This window comes from Neisseria perflava, from assembly GCF_019334725.1.
Lineage (GTDB): Bacteria > Pseudomonadota > Gammaproteobacteria > Burkholderiales > Neisseriaceae > Neisseria > Neisseria subflava_A.
This window is the reverse complement of record NZ_CP079818.1, coordinates 2149553-2166848: the sequence shown is the minus strand read 5'-3', so window position 1 is coordinate 2166848 and position 17296 is coordinate 2149553. Positions and strand designations below refer to the sequence as shown.

14 protein-coding genes and 1 riboswitch are annotated in these 17296 nt (G+C 53.3%); of the genes, 12 read left to right on the top strand and 2 right to left on the bottom strand.

What is annotated here, in order from left to right:
- Positions 1–107: 107 nt before the first annotated feature.
- Positions 108–2810 carry a phosphoenolpyruvate carboxylase gene (gene ppc, locus LPB400_RS10360; RefSeq protein WP_219088924.1) on the bottom strand — a complete coding sequence of 901 codons (2703 nt, stop codon included), beginning with the start codon at positions 2808–2810 and terminating at the stop codon, positions 108–110.
- 187 nt (positions 2811–2997) lie between these two features.
- Here ppc and LPB400_RS10355 point away from each other — a divergent pair, with 187 nt between their 5' ends.
- The 6 genes from LPB400_RS10355 (at position 2998) to LPB400_RS10330 (ending at position 8197) form a co-directional block, all read left to right on the top strand.
- Positions 2998–3462, top strand: coding sequence for a cyclic pyranopterin monophosphate synthase MoaC (locus LPB400_RS10355; protein WP_070607056.1), 465 nt, complete (start codon positions 2998–3000; stop codon positions 3460–3462).
- 49 nt (positions 3463–3511) lie between these two features.
- Positions 3512–4258, top strand: a complete 747-nt coding sequence (locus LPB400_RS10350) for a HesA/MoeB/ThiF family protein (RefSeq protein ID WP_199901395.1) — start codon at positions 3512–3514, stop codon at positions 4256–4258.
- Between the two features lie 185 nt (positions 4259–4443).
- Complete coding sequence (locus LPB400_RS10345) at positions 4444–4788, top strand: CidA/LrgA family protein (RefSeq protein WP_107769156.1); 345 nt, start codon at positions 4444–4446, stop codon at positions 4786–4788.
- Positions 4788–5486: an LrgB family protein gene (locus LPB400_RS10340; protein ID WP_413231329.1), complete on the top strand. Its 699-nt coding sequence runs from the start codon at positions 4788–4790 to the stop codon at positions 5484–5486. Before LPB400_RS10345 ends, LPB400_RS10340 begins: the two co-directional genes overlap by 1 nt.
- Before the next feature lie 42 nt (positions 5487–5528).
- Positions 5529–6749: a bifunctional glutamate N-acetyltransferase/amino-acid acetyltransferase ArgJ gene (gene argJ, locus LPB400_RS10335; RefSeq protein ID WP_219088922.1), complete on the top strand. Its 1221-nt coding sequence runs from the start codon at positions 5529–5531 to the stop codon at positions 6747–6749.
- A 77-nt stretch (positions 6750–6826) separates the two neighbouring features.
- Complete coding sequence (locus tag LPB400_RS10330; protein WP_219088920.1) at positions 6827–8197, top strand: chloride channel protein; 1371 nt, start codon at positions 6827–6829, stop codon at positions 8195–8197.
- A 76-nt stretch (positions 8198–8273) separates the two neighbouring features.
- On the opposite strand, the gene ubiB is transcribed toward LPB400_RS10330, so the two are convergent.
- Positions 8274–9785, bottom strand: coding sequence for a ubiquinone biosynthesis regulatory protein kinase UbiB (ubiB, locus tag LPB400_RS10325; RefSeq protein ID WP_219088918.1), 1512 nt, complete (start codon positions 9783–9785; stop codon positions 8274–8276).
- Positions 9786–9991: 206 nt separating this feature from the next.
- Positions 9992–10089: riboswitch (glycine riboswitch) on the top strand.
- 210 nt (positions 10090–10299) lie between these two features.
- Between ubiB and gcvT the strand changes: the two genes are divergently transcribed.
- The 6 genes from gcvT (at position 10300) to LPB400_RS10295 (ending at position 17078) form a co-directional block, all read left to right on the top strand.
- Complete coding sequence (gene gcvT, locus LPB400_RS10320; protein WP_063068453.1) at positions 10300–11400, top strand: glycine cleavage system aminomethyltransferase GcvT; 1101 nt, start codon at positions 10300–10302, stop codon at positions 11398–11400.
- A 147-nt stretch (positions 11401–11547) separates the two neighbouring features.
- Positions 11548–11946 (top strand): glycine cleavage system protein GcvH, encoded by a 399-nt coding sequence (gcvH, locus tag LPB400_RS10315; RefSeq protein WP_063068454.1) that lies wholly within the window; start codon positions 11548–11550, stop codon positions 11944–11946.
- Positions 11947–12053: 107 nt separating this feature from the next.
- Positions 12054–12605: a DNA-3-methyladenine glycosylase I gene (locus LPB400_RS10310; RefSeq protein WP_219088916.1), complete on the top strand. Its 552-nt coding sequence runs from the start codon at positions 12054–12056 to the stop codon at positions 12603–12605.
- A 55-nt stretch (positions 12606–12660) separates the two neighbouring features.
- On the top strand, positions 12661–15513 hold the full coding sequence (gcvP, locus tag LPB400_RS10305) for an aminomethyl-transferring glycine dehydrogenase (protein WP_219088914.1): 2853 nt from the start codon (positions 12661–12663) through the stop codon (positions 15511–15513).
- A gap of 224 nt (positions 15514–15737) precedes the next feature.
- Positions 15738–16547: a bifunctional hydroxymethylpyrimidine kinase/phosphomethylpyrimidine kinase gene (thiD, locus tag LPB400_RS10300; RefSeq protein ID WP_070607028.1), complete on the top strand. Its 810-nt coding sequence runs from the start codon at positions 15738–15740 to the stop codon at positions 16545–16547.
- Positions 16548–16658: 111 nt separating this feature from the next.
- Complete coding sequence (locus tag LPB400_RS10295; RefSeq protein ID WP_070649419.1) at positions 16659–17078, top strand: OsmC family protein; 420 nt, start codon at positions 16659–16661, stop codon at positions 17076–17078.
- The last annotated feature ends 218 nt before the right edge of the window (positions 17079–17296 follow it).

Here is a 17296-nt window from a genome sequence, read left to right as displayed (position 1 = left end):
GGTTGAAAAACATTATGAGGCTTATGGATAAAGCCTTTGCTATGGTTCGCAGTTGGTTGAAAGGCCGTCTGAAAACTGTTTCAGACGGCCTTTTTTTCCGTACTGCTTTAACCGGTATTACGCAAACCTTGCGCTACGCCGTTGATGGTCAGGTGAACCATCAGCAGGGCGTGCGGATTGTCGGGCTCTTTGCGTAGGCGTTTGAGCATGGCGACTTGCAGGCCGTTGAGGGCGTTCAGGTATGGAATCCTCAAGGCAAGCGAACGGGCAAGGCTGCGGTTGTCGCGCAGAAGCTCTTCGGTTTGCAGCAGGTCGAGCAGTGCTTTGCGGCTGCGTTGGTATTCTTCCTTGATCATGCCGAAGATGACTTTTGCTTTGTCGGGCGATTCGCTCAAGCCGGCATAGTTTTCCGCCAAAGTGATGTCGGTTTTTGCCATCACTTGTTCCATATTGGAGAGCATGGCTTGGAAGAACGGGTTGTTTTGGGCGTGTTCGCGCAGGGCGGAGAGGGTTTCGGGTTTGCCTTCGCACAAGGTTTCCACTGCGCTGCCGAAACCGTACCAAGCCGGCAGCATGAGGCGGTTTTGCATCCAGGAGAATACCCACGGAATCGCGCGCAAGTCCTGAATCCGCGCTAGGGTTTTGCGGCTGGCGGGACGGCTGCCGAGGTTGAGGGTGGCGATTTCCTGAATCGGGCTAGTTTGCAGGAAGTAGTCGATGAAGTCGGGGTGGGTAATCAGTTCGCGGTAGTATTTGAACGATACGTCCGACAAATCCTGCATCAGTTTGGCATCAGGGTCTTTTTTGTCCGGCAGGATGCTGGCTTCCAAAGTCGCGGCGACCAAGGTTTCCAAGTTGCGTTGGGCATTGCCCGGGTCGGCGTATTTGGCGGTAATGACTTCGCCTTGCTCGGTAATGCGGATTTGTCCGGCAACGCTGCCTGCGGGTTGCGCCAAAATGGCTTGGTAAGACGGGCCGCCGCCGCGGCCTACGCTGCCGCCGCGGCCGTGGAACAGGCGCATGCGTACATCGTATTTTTTGAAGAGTTCGACCAAGCCCAATTCGGCCTGATACAGACACCATGAGCTGGTAACGTAGCCGCCGTCTTTGTTGGAGTCGGAGTAGCCGAGCATGATTTCTTGGATGTTGCCGCGACTTTCGAGCAGGGCGTCATACCAGTCGAGGCGGAACATGGTTTCCATGACCGGACAGGCGTTTTCGAGCGCTTCGATGGTTTCAAACAGAGGCACGATGTTGATGCGGCTGCGCGGTTTGCCGTTTTCAACCGTCAACAGGCCGCTTTCTTTCAGCAGCAATGCCAAGGCGAGTAGGTCGCTGGGTTGTTCGCAGTTGGAAATAATGCTTTGCGTCACGGCATCTTCGCCGAATTCGTCTTTGATTTTGCGTGCTTCGTTGAGAATTGCCAGCTCGTGGCGGGTATGGTCGCTGTATGTGATGAACGGGCTGTACAACGGGCGTTGATGGCTCAATTCGCGCAACAGGGCGGCTTGTTTTTGCTCTTCGTTCAGGCTGTTGTAGTCTTCCAAACCTGCGTGTTGGAAAAGCTCGGCAACCACATCGGCGTGTTTGCCTGCGTGTTGGCGCAGGTCGAGCGGCATCATGTGGAAACCGAACACGGACACGCTGCGGATAATGTCGGCCAGACGGCCTTCTGCCAGCAGTTGGCTGCCGTTTTCGTGGAGCGAGCGTTGCAGTTTTTTCAGGTCGTTGAGGAACTCTTCAACCGTGGCATAAGGCTCGAGGAAGCCGAATTTGCAGCCCATGCCCAAACCGAGTGAACGTGCCTTGCCCATAGCGCGTGCCATGATGTAGGCGATGGCGCGGCGGTAGGGTTCTTCGGCGCGGGCGATTTCTTCATCGGGAGACTGGGCGGAAAGTGCCATCACATCGTCATTGACTTTGACGCGGCGGATGGAGAGCGGCAATTCGCGGTAGAGTTTGTCGAGTTCGCCGCGATAGAAACGGAATACGGCGTCGGCATGCCGTCTGAACGCAAAACGCAAGGTTTCGGCAGAAACGAACGGGTTGCCGTCGCGGTCGCCGCCGATCCAGCCGCCGATTTTAAGGATATTCGGAACGCGGACGCCGGGATAGGCCGTCTGAAAATCGCGTTCCATTGTGCGGTAGAGTTTAGGCAGGGCTTCAAAGAAGCTCATCGGGAAGATGGATACACCGTTGTTGATCTCGTCGTTGACGCTAAGTTTGTGGCGGCGCGTTTCGCTGGTCTGCCACAAGCCCAAAAGGACTGTGTCGATTTCGCGGCGCAATTGAGCCAGTGCATCAGGATTAGTGCAGCGTTCGCGTTGCGGCAGCAGCGCGCGGATGCGGCGGTTGAAGCTCAAGACGGTTTGGCGTTGCACCTCGGTCGGGTGCGCGGTCAAAACGGCGGTAACGACCGTGTTGTCCAGTTGTTGTTGCACCGCTTTGCCGTTGACTTTTCCGGCTTTGAGCTTGCGCACTGTTTCCGTCAGACTGCCTTCTGCTGCGCTGTGGCCGGCATCTTCGTGGATTTGGCGGCGGCGTTCGTGGTGCACGTCTTCGGCGATGTTCAAAATCTGTGCGAACAGGCCGCAGGCTAAGGTTAAATCGTGGGTTTGTTGTTCGTCCAATTGCGGCAACACCTTCTCAATTAGGGCAGCGCTGTCGTCTGAAGTCGATAATAACTTAACGGTTTCGACCACCAAAGGCGACGCTTCCTCATGCAGCAGATTGAAAAGAGACTGTTTTAAAAATTCCGCATCCGCCGCCAGAGCGGCATCTTTTGGATTATTTAAGATATGCAGTTGCATGATTTTTCTCTTATTTAAATGTTAATTTGGGTTTGTCCTGAATCCATTGTATAGCAAATTTTTGTAAACTGCCAATGCTGCCGTCCGATACATTTCAAACCGGAAAACAGCCGTCCGTATCCGCTGCGTGGTCGCTGTCTGTAAAATGCCGTAAAATATTGCCCATCAAAACAGAGGCGAGAAACCCATGATTGAATTTCCCAACCAGCCCGATTTTCCTGAACAACACACCGCCGTCGCCGTCGGCACCGTCAACATGAGCCAGCAGGCGATACGGGTGTTGATAGAGAATGCCACCGAAAAGGCAAGTATCCTGACCATCGCCCGCGTTGCCGCCATTCAGAGCATCAAACAGACCGCCAACCTGATTCCGCTGCACCTGCCCGGACGCATCATCGGCGTGCAGGTTGATTTCGATATTAACGTTGAGCTGGCCTGCCTGAAAGCCACATTAACCGTCCAAGCGCACAGCAACGGCAGCATTGCCACCGAAGCCCTGACCGGCCTCAATTTGGCACTCTTGAGCGTTTACGACATGATGAAAGACGTTGACCGCAATATGATGCTCAGCGGCATCCGCCTCGAATCCGAAACCAGCAGCGAAGGCCGTCCTTTCCTGTTTGACAACGCATACGAAAATATTAATTTCTAAACCACTCAGGCCGTCTGAACGTTGGGTTTCAGACGGCCTTATTATTATGATGAACGATCAACAACTTTTGCGGTTCAGCCGCCATATCCTGCTTGACGAAATTGGTATCGAAGGCCAAGAAAAACTCTTGGCCGCCCATGCGCTCGTTGTCGGTTGCGGCGGGCTGGGTGCGGCGGCCTTGCCGTATCTTGCCGCCGCCGGTATCGGCCGCCTGACGATTGCCGATGCCGATACTATCGACGAAACCAACCTTCAACGCCAAATCACGTTTACCGAAGCCGACATCGGTAAAAACAAGGCTTTGGTCATGCAAGGCCGTCTGAAACAGATCAACAGCCAAACACATATTACCGCCATTGCCGAATTTCTCGATGAAGCCAAGCTTGTCGAATTGGCAAATGCCGCCGACATCATTCTTGATTGTTCCGACAATTATCCCACACGCCAGGCGGTCAACCGTGCCGCCGTTGCCACGCGCACGCCTTTGGTTTCCGCCGCGGCCGTCGGCTTTGACGGACAAATTGCCGTGTACCGTCCCGATCTTCCTGATACGCCTTGCTATGCCTGTCTGTTTGACGGCGAACAAGCCAGCGACGGCGCTTGTGCATTGTTCGGCGTTTTTTCACCATTGGTCGGCGTTATCGGAACGACCCAAGCCGCCGAAGCGCTTAAAGTGCTGATCGGTATCGGTACGCCGTCGCACGGCAAACTTTCCACCTATAACGCGTTGAGTGGAAAATGGCAGCAATACGGGGTAAGACGTAATCCCGAATGCCCGGTTTGCGGCGGCCGTTAAAGACAAAAAGCAGGGTAAGGGTTTCGACATTGCCTAAGCAACCCGCTAGAGTAATCATACTTATCTTTCATTAAACTTGTAGGAAGGCGTTTCTTCCCTTTTCAGACGGCCTGTGGCACGATATGATTCAATGATTAATAAATTTTTTGAGGCCGTCTGAAAAAGGATAAGGAGAAACCGGCTTAATGAATATTATTCGTGCCTTATTGGTGGTATTGGGTTGCCTGGCTTTGGGCGAGACGGCCGTTTGGATTTTGGGGTTGAAGCTGCCGGGCAGTATTGTCGGCATGGCTTTGCTGTTTGCCGCGCTTCAGGCCGGCTGGGTCAAATTGTCTTGGGTGGGAGAGCTGGCAGATATTTTGATGGCGAACCTGACTTTGTTTTTGGTGCCGCCTTGCGTGGCCGTCATCAGCTATTTGGACGTGATTGCAAACGACTGGTTTTCGATTTTGACGGCCACAATCGGCAGTACGATCTGCGTATTGTTGGTGACCGGCAAAGTGCATGAGTGGGTCAGGAGGTGGATGTGATGAACATAGACGGGCTGTTGCGTATGCCCTCGGTCATGTTGTTCCTGACTTTGGCCGTATATGCTTTGGCAGTGCAGATTCGGGCGCGCACGGGGAATGTGCTGTGTAATCCGGTATTGATCAGTACGCTGGTGTTGATGGGGTATTTGAAGGTATTTGCCATCGATTACGAGCTGTACCATTCTGCTTCTCACTTTATTGATTTTTGGTTGAAACCGGCAGTCGTGTTGCTGGCCGTGCCGCTTTATCGAAATTGGGACCGTATCCGCAGCCAGTGGTTGCCGGTGGTGCTGTCGCAGTTGGCGGGCAGCGTGACAGGTATTGTTACGGGCGTGTATTTTGCCAAATGGCTGGGCGCTTCGCGCGAAGTGATTCTGTCGCTGGCTTCTAAATCCGTGACGAATCCGATTGCGATTGAAATCACGGCGTCTATCGGCGGTATTCCGGCGATTACGGCAGCAACGGTGATTATTGCCGGGCTTTTTGGACAGATGGTCGGATATAAAGTGTTGAAAGGGGCGTTGTATATGCCTTCTTCAGTAGGAATGTCTTTGGGTACGGCCTCACATGCGATGGGTATTGCGGCGTCTTTGGAATACGGCCGCCGTATGGCCGCATATGCCGGTTTGGGCTTGACGCTCAACGGCGTGTTGACGGCGATATTGGTGCCTATCTTGATTCCCTTATTGGGCGTATAGCGTTTAGGCCGTCTGAAAATAGTGTAAACAGGAGAAAATGATATGGCTGTAAATTTGACTGAAAAACGTGCAGACGAATTGTTGGAAATCGACGGCATCCGTCTGTTTACAGGTCGTGCCGGCATCAAGCAACAAGACCGCGACGATTTGACGCTGATGGTGTTGGGCGGCGGTCATACGGTGGGCGCGGTGTTTACGCAAAACCGTTTCTGCGCCGCGCCGGTGCATATTGCCAAGTCGCATCTGTTTGACCAAGACGGTGTGTGTGCCTTAGTCATCAATACGGGCAATGCCAATGCGGGTACCGGCGCACAAGGCCGTCTGGACGCGATTAAAGTGTGCGCGGCGGCGGCAGAACAGGTCGGCTGCCAATCCAATCAGATTATGCCGTTTTCGACCGGCGTGATTTTGGAGCCGCTGCCTGTGGATAAAATTGTGGCCGCTTTGCCGCAAGTACGCCCTGCATTCTGGTCGGACGCGGCGCGTGCCATCATGACGACGGATACTGTACCGAAAGCTGCTTCACGCACAGGCCTGGTCGGCGAAAAACACACAGTCCGCGCTACCGGTATCGCCAAAGGCTCGGGCATGATTCATCCGAACATGGCGACCATGTTGTCGTTTATCGCCACCGATGCCAAAGTGTCCCAGCCGATTTTACAGCTGATGACGCAAGAAATCGCAGACGAAAGTTTCAATACGATTACCGTGGACGGCGATACCAGCACCAACGACAGCTTCGTCATTATGGCGACAGGCCGTTGCGGTCAGAGCGAAATCGACAATACCGCCGATCCGCGCTATGCGCAGCTCAAAGCCTTGCTCGGTTCGCTGGCTTTGGAATTGGCGCAGGCGATTGTCCGTGATGGCGAGGGTGCGACCAAGTTCATCACGATTGAAGTGCAAAACGCGAAAACCCGCGAAGAAGCGCGCAAGGTGGCTTATGCCGTCGCCCATTCGCCTTTGGTAAAAACCGCGTTCTTTGCCTCCGACCCGAACTTGGGCCGTCTGTTGGCCGCCGTCGGCTATGCCGGTATTGAAGACTTGGATGTCGATGCTTTGAAAATGTGGCTGGATGATGTGTTGGTTGCCGAAAACGGCGGCCGCGCGGGAAGCTATACCGAAGAGGCAGGGCAAGCGGTGATGAACCGTCCGGAAATCACCGTCCGCATCGATTTGCAACGCGGCGATACGGAGGCGGTTGTCTATACCTGCGATTTGTCGCACGAGTATGTGTCGATTAACGCGGATTACCGTTCTTAAAAACCTTTATCCTTGTTTTCAGACGGCCTTTGAGAAAAGTATCAAGGCCGTCTGAACACATTGACTGCATGCCTATTATGAAATTTCCACAGACTTGGGCGGCGCGCCTCGCCCACAAAATCCGCCAAACCAAACGCCTGTCGAAAAAGAGCATGGCCTTTCTATTTTTGCTGGCAGGCTCGGCGCTGGTTGCCCTGACGGCTTTGCTGTTTGCGCGTTTGGCGGATTTGGCTTTGGAATGGAATGCTTTGTTGGTGGGCAAATATCCGTGGTTTGCGTGGGTGGCCTTGCCGCTGGGCTTGCCGCTTTTGGCGTGGTTTACGCGCAAATTTGCGCCGTACACTTCCGGCAGCGGTATTCCGCAGGTCATCGCTTCTTTGTCTTTGCCGTATGGCGCGCAGAAAACCCGTTTGATTCGTCTGGGCGAAACCTTTTTTAAGATTCCGCTGACGTTTTTGGGCATGATTTTGGGGGCGTCGATCGGTAGGGAAGGGCCGTCTGTACAAGTGGGTGCGGCGGTCATGAACGCTTGGGGCGCGTGGTGTAAAAAGCACGGGCTGGCGTTTAGGGGCATGCAGGAAAACGATTTGATTGCCGCAGGCGCGGCCGGCGGTTTGGCGGCGGCGTTTAACGCGCCTTTGGCCGGCGTGGTGTTTGCCATCGAAGAATTGGGGCGCGGCGTGATTTTGCGTTGGGAACGCCAAATCCTGATGGGCGTTTTGGCGGCCGGTTTCATTCAAGTGGCAATACAGGGTAACAACCCGTATTTTTCAGGGTTTCAAGGGCATGAGCTGCCAGATATGCTGATGTGGGCCGCGGTGTCGGGCATCGTCTGCGGTGTGGCAGGCGGATTGTTCAGTAGCTTTTTGTATCGCGGCGCGGCGGCATTCGCACCGGTACGCTGGCGCAGTTTCATCCGTCGTCATTTGTTGGTGGTCGCCTTTGCAATGGGTATCTTGCTGGCGCTGCTCGGTACGTTTTATCAAGGCAAAACCTATGGTACGGGCTATCACGAAGCCGCAGCCGCACTTAAAGGCGCGTATGAAGCGCCGTTCGGTTTGGCCGCCGCAAAATGGGCGGCAACCGTGTTCAGCTACTGGGCAGGTATTCCCGGCGGTATCTTCACGCCGTCTTTAACCATTGGCGCGATGATAGGCGAACACATGGCCTCTTTCGCGCAACTGGGCGATGCGTCCAATGTCGCGGTTTTGCTTTGCATGGCCGCGTTCCTTGCCGCCGCGACCCAATCGCCGTTGACCGCCGCCGTGGTGGTAATGGAAATGACGGGCGGACAGAATTTACTGTTTTGGATGCTGCTGACTTGCATCTTCGCTTCGCAAGTCTCGCGCCAATTCTCGCCGCATCCGTTTTACCATGCCGCAGGTTTGCGCTTCAGACGGCATATCGAAGCCGAAAGCGGAAATGTTCAGCACGAGAAAAAAGAATAGGTTTGGTATATAAAAGGCCGTCTGAAAATCAGATTTCAGACGGCCTTTATTATGTCGTTTAAAGCTGTATTACGGTTTACTTAAACAGCAAAATCAGCAGCAAAACGACCGCAATCACACCCAGCCACAGGCTTTGGCGTTGCTGTACTTTGACCAGATGTACATAGGCATCACGCATTTCCTGTTGGCGGTTTTCATCAACCAGCGCACTGATTTTACGCGGCAGGGAAGGGATGATTTGCGCCCAGTCGAGGGCTTCGTTTTTGAGGTTGCGCCAAAGGGCTTTGGGGCCGACCTGTTCGTTCATCCAGCGCACCAAAAACGGTTTGGCGGTTTTCCACAAGTCCAAATCGGGATCAAGCTGGCGGCCCAAGCCTTCGATGTTGAGCAGCGTTTTTTGCAGCAATACCAGCTGCGGTTGGATTTCGACATTGAAGCGGCGGCTGACTTCAAACAGGCGCATCAGTACCAAGCCGAAGGAAATCTGTGAAATCGGTTTGTTGAACACAGGTTCGCACACGGCGCGGACAGCGGCTTCCAATTCTTCCGCGCGCGTGTCGGCAGGCACCCAACCTGATTCGATGTGGGCGGTGGCGACGCGGTGGTAATCGCGGTTGAAGAAGGCGAGGAAGTTGATGGCGAGATAGCGTTTGTCGTAATCGGTCAGCGTGCCGACGATGCCGAAATCGAGGGCGATGTAGCGGTTGTCGGCGGCGACCAGAATATTGCCGGGGTGCATATCCGCATGGAAAAAGCCGTCGCGGAAGACTTGGGTAAAGAAGATTTCCACGCCGTAATCGGCAAGTTTGTGCAAATCAATGCCGTCGGCTTTGAGTTTGGCGATATCGGATACCGGCGTGCCGTCCATCCATTCGATGGTCAGTACGTCGCTGGTGCAGTAATCGTAAAACACCTTCGGCACAATCAGCATATTGCTGTTTTGGAAATTGCGCCCGAGTTGGCTGGCATTGGCAGCTTCGCGCATCAAATCCAACTCGTCGTGCAGGTATTTGTCAAATTCGGCCACCACTTCGCGCGGCTTCAAACGCTTGCCGTCTGAAAACAAACGTTCCACCCAGCCTGCGCCAAAGCGCATCAGCGACAAATCCTGTTCGATAACGGGCAAAAGGTTGGGGCGCAAGACTTTCACGGCGACCTGTTCGCCCGAATGCAGGCGGGCTTTGTGTACCTGGGCGATGGACGCGCTGGCGACAGGCTCGGTTTCAAATTCCGCGTATAAAGTGTCGATGGATTGGCCCAAAGATTTTTCGATTTGCGAGCGCGAAAGCTGTGCGTCAAACGGCGGCACTTTGTCTTGCAGCCTTGCCAGTTCGACCGCGTAATCATGCGGAATCAAATCGGGGCGCGTGGACAATACCTGTCCGAATTTGATGAAAATCGGCCCCAGGCTTTCCAACGCCAAACGCAGGCGCACGGCAGGCGTCTCGTGTTTGAACTTGGACGACTGCGGCAGCATATTGAGGAAAGTCCGCGCCCAACCCGGACGGACCAGCGAGGCAATCAGCTCGGCAAGGCGGTAGCGGTAGAGCGTGCAGAGGATGGTTTTAATGCGTTTGAGGCGGTTCATGATGGACGCGGATAAATCGAAAAAACAGAATTATATAGGAAAAACGGGTAAGGGCTTCAGACGGCCTGAGACTTTTGCAAAAACATTTGCCGCATAGTTAACAATTTTATAAAGGCTCAGGTTTTGCCGCCCCAATAAAAAGACGAATATTCACATCATAAATATTCGTCGGCTACTTGCCCAAACCGCCGATTCAAGACATAATCGGGAAATGTGCAGGAGAGTGTTACACCCAACTACAATGTAACCACCGAAGGCGCAGACACCCTTAAATCGCTCAGGTATCAGGGACTGCACATTGAAACAAACAATCTGGAGAGCGGCGTTGGAATAACGTCCACCGAAGGGGAGAAGGCCGTCTGAACCACCATTCAGACAACCGCGCAAAGCAGTGAGCAGACTGGTTTGCCATCATGCGGATACGGCCGAAAATCTCAGGTTCAAGGACAGATAGGGTCATCCGCGCATAGGTGCGCGGGCGGCATCTGAACAAAAAATCCGGAGAAACTTGAGAATGACTGCTCTGAAAACCACCCCATTTCATCAAGCCCATCAAGATGCAGGCGCGAAGCTGGTAGATTTTGCCGGCTGGGAGCTGCCCATCCATTATGGTTCACAAATCGCCGAACACGAAGCCGTGCGTACCGACGCCGGTATGTTTGACGTATCCCATATGCTCGTTACCGACGTAGCAGGCGCAAATGCCAAAGCTTTTTTCCGCAAATTGATTGCCAACGATGTCGCCAAACTCGCTTTTGTCGGCAAAGCCCTTTATTCCGCTTTGCTCAACGACAACGGCGGCGTGATTGACGACTTGATCGTTTACCGCACCAACGAAGCCGAAACACAATACCGCATCGTGTCCAACGGCGCGACCCGCGAAAAAGACACGGCGCAATTCCACAAAGTCGGCCAAGAGTTCGGCGTTGCCTTCAATCCGCGCTACGACCTCGGTATGCTCGCCGTACAAGGCCCGAAAGCCATCGAAAAACTCCTGACCGTCAAACCTGAATGGGCGGACGTGATTCACGGCCTCAAACCGTTCCAAGGTGCAGACTTGGGTAACGACTGGTTTGTCGCCCGTACAGGCTATACCGGCGAAGACGGCGTCGAAGTGATTCTGCCGGGCACTGAAGCCGTCGCATTCTTCAAAGCCCTGCAAGCAGCAGGCGTACAACCTTGCGGCCTCGGCGCACGCGACACCCTGCGCATGGAAGCCGGTATGAACCTCTACGGCAACGATATGGACGACAATACCAGCCCGCTCGAAGCAGGCATGGGTTGGACCGTTGACTTAAAAGACGAAAGCCGCGATTTCGTCGGCAAAGCCGCCTTGCTGGCATTGAAAGAAAAAGGCGTTGCCGTCAAACAGGTCGGCCTGTTGCTCGAAAAAGGCGGCATCCTGCGCGCGCATATGGAAGTGTTGACCGACAAAGGCCAAGGCGAAACCACCAGCGGCGTATTCTCTCCAAGCCTGAAACAATCCATCGCCATCGCGCGCGTACCGAAAGACTTTGACGGCGATACCGCCAAAGTCCTGATTCGCGGCAAAGAAGTGGACGTACGCGTACTGAAGCTGCCGTTCGTCCGCAACGGTCAAAAACAGTTTGATTAATATCGGTTCAGACGGCCTTTATTTGTTAAGGGCCGTCTGAAAGCAGGTTTTAATTGTCGTCCGGTACGGACGTTTGTAGAAAGCATTGAACAAGGCATCTGTGGATATTGATTCATGAAGATGCCGTCTGAAAATAACCCCCTATTAATGGAGTATCAAACCATGAGCAACATCCCAGCAGAACTGAAATACGTTGCCAGCCACGAATGGCTGCGCCTTGAAGAAGACGGTACCATCACCGTCGGCATTACCCATCACGCGCAAGAGCTGTTGGGCGACATCGTGTTTGTCGAGCTGCCAGAAGTCGGCGCAAACCTGGCTGCCGAAGAGCAAGCCGGTGTGGTTGAGTCTGTAAAAGCCGCATCTGACGTATACGCTCCGATTGCAGGCGAAATCGTTGCCGTCAACGAAGATTTACCAAGCGCTCCGGAAACTGCCAACAGCGACCCTTACGGCGCAGGCTGGTTCTTCAAAATCAAACCTGCCAACCCTGCCGATTACGACGGTCTGCTGACTGCCGAACAATACGCAGGCGAAGTAGCTTGATTTTTGCAAACATTCAAACAGGTTTTTCATCTGTTTGATATTGCAGGTCTTAGGTCGTCTGAAAAATGCTTTCAGACGGCCTTTGTTTCAATTTTTCCTCAGCAAACATGAATTACTGCGAATTTGTCGCCACGCTTCCCGACGATACGGACAACCCCAACAAACATTATCACGACACGCAATACGGTTTTCCGATTGAGGACGACAATGAATTGTTTGAGTGGCTGGTGTTGGAAATCAATCAGGCAGGATTGAGCTGGACGCTGATGCTGAAAAAGCAGCAGGCATTTCAGACGGCATTTAAAGGTTTCGATATCGATATGGTCGCCGCATTTGACGAAACCGATATTGAGCGGCTGCTTGCCGATGCAGGCATCGTCCGCAACCGCCTGAAAATCAACGCAGCCATCTACAATGCGCGACAAATCAAACAAATACAGCAAGAATACGGCTCATTCAAAAACTGGCTGGATACACACCATCCGCTCGACAAGGCTGAATGGGTGAAGCTGTTTAAAAAACATTTCAAATTTGTCGGCGGCGAAATCGTCGGCGAATTTCTGATGAGTACCGGCTACCTACCCGGCGCACATGTGGAAACCTGTCCGGTTTATAGGGAAATATTGGCATGTCGTCCAAAGTGGGCGGAGGCCGTCTGAAACAACATCTGCAAGAAAAAACAGTGTTGATATCGATAACACCGAAGGAGTAGAAATGAAACTATCTGAATTGTTCAACCCGAACGAATTTGCCGCGCGCCATTTGAGCTTTGGCGACGAGGCTGCGCTTTTGGAAGCGCTCGGCGAGAAGAGCATGGATGATTTTGTCGGCAATACCGTGCCGCAAAGCATCCGTATGCCGTCCGAACTCAATTTACCAGAAGCGTTGACCGAGGCGGACGCATTGGCGAAACTGAAAGGCATTGCGTCGAAAAACGTGATCAACAAGTCCTATATCGGCTTGGGTTATTACCCGACCCGCGTGCCAAATGTGATTTTGCGTAACGTATTGGAAAATCCGGGTTGGTACACTGCCTACACCCCGTATCAGGCGGAAATTGCTCAGGGTCGTTTGGAAGCTTTGTTGAACTTCCAGCAGGTGTGTATCGATTTGACCGGTTTCCCTGTGGCAGGCGCGTCTTTGCTGGATGAGGCAACCGCTGCCGCCGAAGCGATGGCGATGGCGCACCGCGTGGGCAAAGTGAAATCCGAGCGTTTCTTTGTGGACGAGCGTGTGTATCCGCAAACTTTGGACGTGATGAAAACCCGTGCTAAATATTTCGGCTTCGAGCTGGTGGTCGGCGATTTTGCCCAAGCAGATGAAGGCGAATACTTCGGCGCGCTGTTCCAATACGTCGGCAAAGACGGCGATGTGCAAGACTTGCAGGACGTTATCGGCCGTCTGAAAGCAAAAGGCACAATCGTTGCCGTTGCCGCCGACATCATGAGTTTGGTTTTGCTGAAGTCTCCGGCTGAATTGGGTGCAGATATTGCTTTGGGCAACACCCAGCGCTTCGGCGTGCCGATGGGCTTCGGTGGTCCGCACGCCGCTTATTTCGCGTTTAAAGACGAGTTCAAACGTTCCGCCCCGGGCCGCATCATCGGCGTATCCAAAGACGCATCGGGTAAGCCTGCCTTGCGCATGGCTTTGTCCACCCGCGAGCAACACATCCGCCGCGAAAAAGCCACGTCAAATATTTGTACCGCACAAGCATTGCTGGCGAACTTGGCCGGTATGTATGCCGTTTACCACGGCCCTGAAGGCGTGAAACGCATTGCCAACCGCATTCATGCGCTGGCTTCTGCCTTTGCCGATGCGCTGGTTTCAGACGGCCTGAATGTGGTTCACAAGGTCTTCTTCGATACCGTTACCGTTGATTTCGGCAGCAAAGAGAAAGCAGACCAAGTGTTTGCCGCTGCTTTGGAATCGGGTTACAACCTGCGCCGCGTCAATGATACTCAAGTTGCGGCTGCATTCCATGAAACATCGGCATACGAAGATTTGGTTGATTTGTACCGCGCGTTTACCGGCAAGGATACGTTCACATTTGCCGATGACGTCAAAGGCCGTCTGAATGCCGAATTGCTGCGTCAAGACGACATTCTGCAACATCCTGTGTTCAACAGTTACCACACCGAACACGAAATGCTGCGCTACCTGAAAAAACTCGAAGACCGCGATTTGGCGATGAACCGCAGCATGATTTCATTGGGCAGCTGTACCATGAAGCTCAATGCGACTGCGGAAATGTTGCCGATTACTTGGGCAGAGTTCACCGACATCCACCCTTATGCTCCTGAAGCGCAAACCGCCGGCTACCGCGAATTGCTTGCTGATATGGAAAACAGCCTGAAAGCCATCACCGGCTTTGACGCGATTTCCTTCCAGCCCAACTCCGGCGCGCAGGGCGAATACAGCGGCATGCTGTCCATCCGTCGCTATCAAGAAGCCAACGGCGAGGGACACCGCAATATCTGCCTGATTCCTAAATCCGCCCACGGCACCAACCCAGCGACTGCCGCTATGCTGGGTTTGAAAGTCGTCGTTGTCGATACCGACGAACACGGCAACGTCAACATCGACGATTTGAAAGCCAAAGCCGAGCAATACCGCGACGCTTTGTCCGCCATCATGATTACCTATCCGTCCACCCACGGCGTGTACGAAGAAGGCATCCGCGACATCTGCCGCATCATCCATGAAAACGGCGGACAGGTTTACATGGACGGCGCCAACCTCAACGCCCAAATCGGCATCATGCAGCCTGCCGAAGTCGGCGCGGACGTGTTGCACATGAACCTGCACAAAACCTTCTGTATCCCTCACGGCGGCGGTGGTCCGGGCGTCGGCCCTATCGGTTTGAAAGCCCACCTTGCCCCGTTTGCACCGGGACACGCTTTGACCGACACCCACAGCGCCAGTGCCGACCAAACCGCCGTTGCTGCTGCGGCCTTCGGTTCTGCGTCCATCCTGCCGATTACTTGGATGTACCTGACCATGATGGGCAAACAAGGCATGGAGCAGGCGACACGCTGGGCATTGCTCAACGCCAACTACGTTGCCAAACGCCTGAGTGAAGACTATCCGATTCTGTATACAGGCAAAAACGGCCGCGTCGCGCACGAATGTATCGTCGATTTGCGTCCGCTCAAAGCCGAAAGCGGCATCACCGAAACCGACATCGCCAAACGCCTGATGGACTATGGCTTCCACGCGCCGACGGTTTCCTTCCCTGTTGCCGGCACGCTGATGATCGAACCGACCGAAAGCGAGAGCAAAGCCGAACTCGACCGCTTCATCGCCGCCCTGAAACAAATCAAACAGGAAGTGCTGAAAGTCGAGCGCGGCGAATGGCCGAAAGACGACAACCCGCTGGTCAACGCTCCGCATACCGCATCCGACGTAACCGGCGAATGGGCGCATCCGTACTCCCGCGAAGAAGCCGTCTTCCCATTGCCGTTCGTCCGCGAACACAAATTCTGGCCGAGCGTCAAACGGGTAGATGAAGTGTATGGCGACCGCAATCTGGTTTGCTCCTGCTTGCCGATTGATGCATACGAAGATTAAGCCTGAATAGGTTTAAAATTGAACAGGCCGTCTGAAAATGAAAATAGTTTTCAGACGGCCTTTTGTTTGTTAAGATATTCCGCCCGAGAACGTACGTTTGTTTTGGGTAAAACAACAAATAAGACTTTCGGAAAGATAAACGGCGCATGCCTTTGTTTGCGGATAAAACCAAACTGCTCTCAACAACGATAAACACAAGGCCGTCTGAAAAACAGGAGGATATGATGGACGAACTTTTTATTCAAACGCTGACGATTGCCGGCTCAGATTCCGGAGGCGGCGCGGGCATACAGGCGGATTTAAAGACATTTCAGATGCGCGGCGTGTTCGGCACCAGCGTACTGACAGCGGTTACCGCACAAAATACTTTGGGCGTATCGGCGGTGCATCCGATACCGACCGACATGATTGCCGCGCAGATTGCCGCGATTCAGGAGGATTTCCACATCCGCGCTTATAAAATCGGCATGCTGGGTACGGCGGAAATTATCGAATGCGTGGCGGAACAAACGGCCGAATGCGACTTCGGCAAACGCGTGTTGGACCCGGTCATGATTGCCAAAGGCGGCGCGCCGTTGTTGGAAAACTCAGCCGTCGAAGCCATGAAACGCCTGTTGCTGCCGCATACGGACGTCTTGACGCCCAATCTGCCCGAAGCGCAGGCCTTGACGGGCATCAATATTGAAAACCGCCAAGATGCGGAACGTGCCGCCAAAATTCTTCAGGATTGGGGCGTAAAAAATGTGGTGATTAAAGGCGGCCATCTTGCCGACAGCCAAAGCGAATATTGCACCGACTGGCTGTTTACGCCATACGAGACCATCGAGCTGAACAGCAAACGTTTCCCAACGCCGCATACGCATGGCACAGGCTGCACATTTTCTGCCTGCATCACGGCCGAGTTGGCAAAAGGGTTTAGCGTGCCCGAGGCAGTTCAAACGGCAAAAAACTATATTGCCGCCGCCATTTCCCATCCTTTGGGCATCGGGGCAGGGCACGGGCCGGTCAACCACTGGGCGTATCGGGACGAATAATGCGTTCAGGCCGATTGTAATTGATTGTATTTTTCAGACGGCCTGACTAGGTTTATCACTTGAAATTGTTTACAATATCGGATTAATGCTTTTACGGATAAAAAAGACACCATGCAAGTTACTTCAAAATGGATAGACGGAATGTGCTTCGTCGGTACAACGGCAAACGGACACAGCGTTGTGATGGAAGGTGCGGCGGCTGAAGGCAAAGTCAAACGCGGCCCCAGCCCGATGGAAATGCTGTTGTTGGGTGTAGCAGGCTGTTCCAGTATCGATGTCGTGATGATTGCCGAGAAACAACGCCAAAAAATCACCGACTGCCGTGCCGAAGTGACTGCCAAACGCGCCGACACCGCGCCGCGCGTGTTTACCGAAATCCATATCCATTTCAAAGTGTATGGTCGGGATTTGCAAGAAAGCGCGATTGAACGCGCCGTACAGATGTCTGCCGAAAAATATTGCTCCGCATCGATTATGCTGGGCAAAGCGGCAAAAATGAGCCACAGCTTCGAGATAGTTGAAACAGAATAGGGCGGTTTTAGGGTGGGCGTGCAGGAGCGTGAACCGGCTACCCACAAAAAAAGCAGATATATTCACGCATTAACATGAATATATCTGCTTGCTTTTTATTCCTTTTTCTTCTCTCTCTATCAGCCTTTATAACTTGGCTTGTTGATCTCATTGTGCAAGTTTCGTTTAACATTGTCAACAATTTTTAATTATATTTTAAACAACCCCGAAAGATGCTG

Bases quoted from the DNA above. Each gene is read 5' to 3' on its own strand.
- ppc (WP_219088924.1), bottom strand. From the start codon at position 2,810: ATGCAACTGCATATCTTAAATAATCCAAAAGATGCCGCTCTGGCGGCG.
- LPB400_RS10355 (WP_070607056.1), top strand. From the start codon at position 2,998: ATGATTGAATTTCCCAACCAGCCCGATTTTCCTGAACAACACACCGCC.
- LPB400_RS10350 (WP_199901395.1), top strand. From the start codon at position 3,512: ATGAACGATCAACAACTTTTGCGGTTCAGCCGCCATATCCTGCTTGAC.
- LPB400_RS10345 (WP_107769156.1), top strand. From the start codon at position 4,444: ATGAATATTATTCGTGCCTTATTGGTGGTATTGGGTTGCCTGGCTTTG.
- LPB400_RS10340 (WP_413231329.1), top strand. From the start codon at position 4,788: ATGAACATAGACGGGCTGTTGCGTATGCCCTCGGTCATGTTGTTCCTG.
- argJ (WP_219088922.1), top strand. From the start codon at position 5,529: ATGGCTGTAAATTTGACTGAAAAACGTGCAGACGAATTGTTGGAAATC.
- LPB400_RS10330 (WP_219088920.1), top strand. From the start codon at position 6,827: ATGAAATTTCCACAGACTTGGGCGGCGCGCCTCGCCCACAAAATCCGC.
- ubiB (WP_219088918.1), bottom strand. From the start codon at position 9,785: ATGAACCGCCTCAAACGCATTAAAACCATCCTCTGCACGCTCTACCGC.
- gcvT (WP_063068453.1), top strand. From the start codon at position 10,300: ATGACTGCTCTGAAAACCACCCCATTTCATCAAGCCCATCAAGATGCA.
- gcvH (WP_063068454.1), top strand. From the start codon at position 11,548: ATGGAGTATCAAACCATGAGCAACATCCCAGCAGAACTGAAATACGTT.
- LPB400_RS10310 (WP_219088916.1), top strand. From the start codon at position 12,054: ATGAATTACTGCGAATTTGTCGCCACGCTTCCCGACGATACGGACAAC.
- gcvP (WP_219088914.1), top strand. From the start codon at position 12,661: ATGAAACTATCTGAATTGTTCAACCCGAACGAATTTGCCGCGCGCCAT.
- thiD (WP_070607028.1), top strand. From the start codon at position 15,738: ATGGACGAACTTTTTATTCAAACGCTGACGATTGCCGGCTCAGATTCC.
- LPB400_RS10295 (WP_070649419.1), top strand. From the start codon at position 16,659: ATGCAAGTTACTTCAAAATGGATAGACGGAATGTGCTTCGTCGGTACA.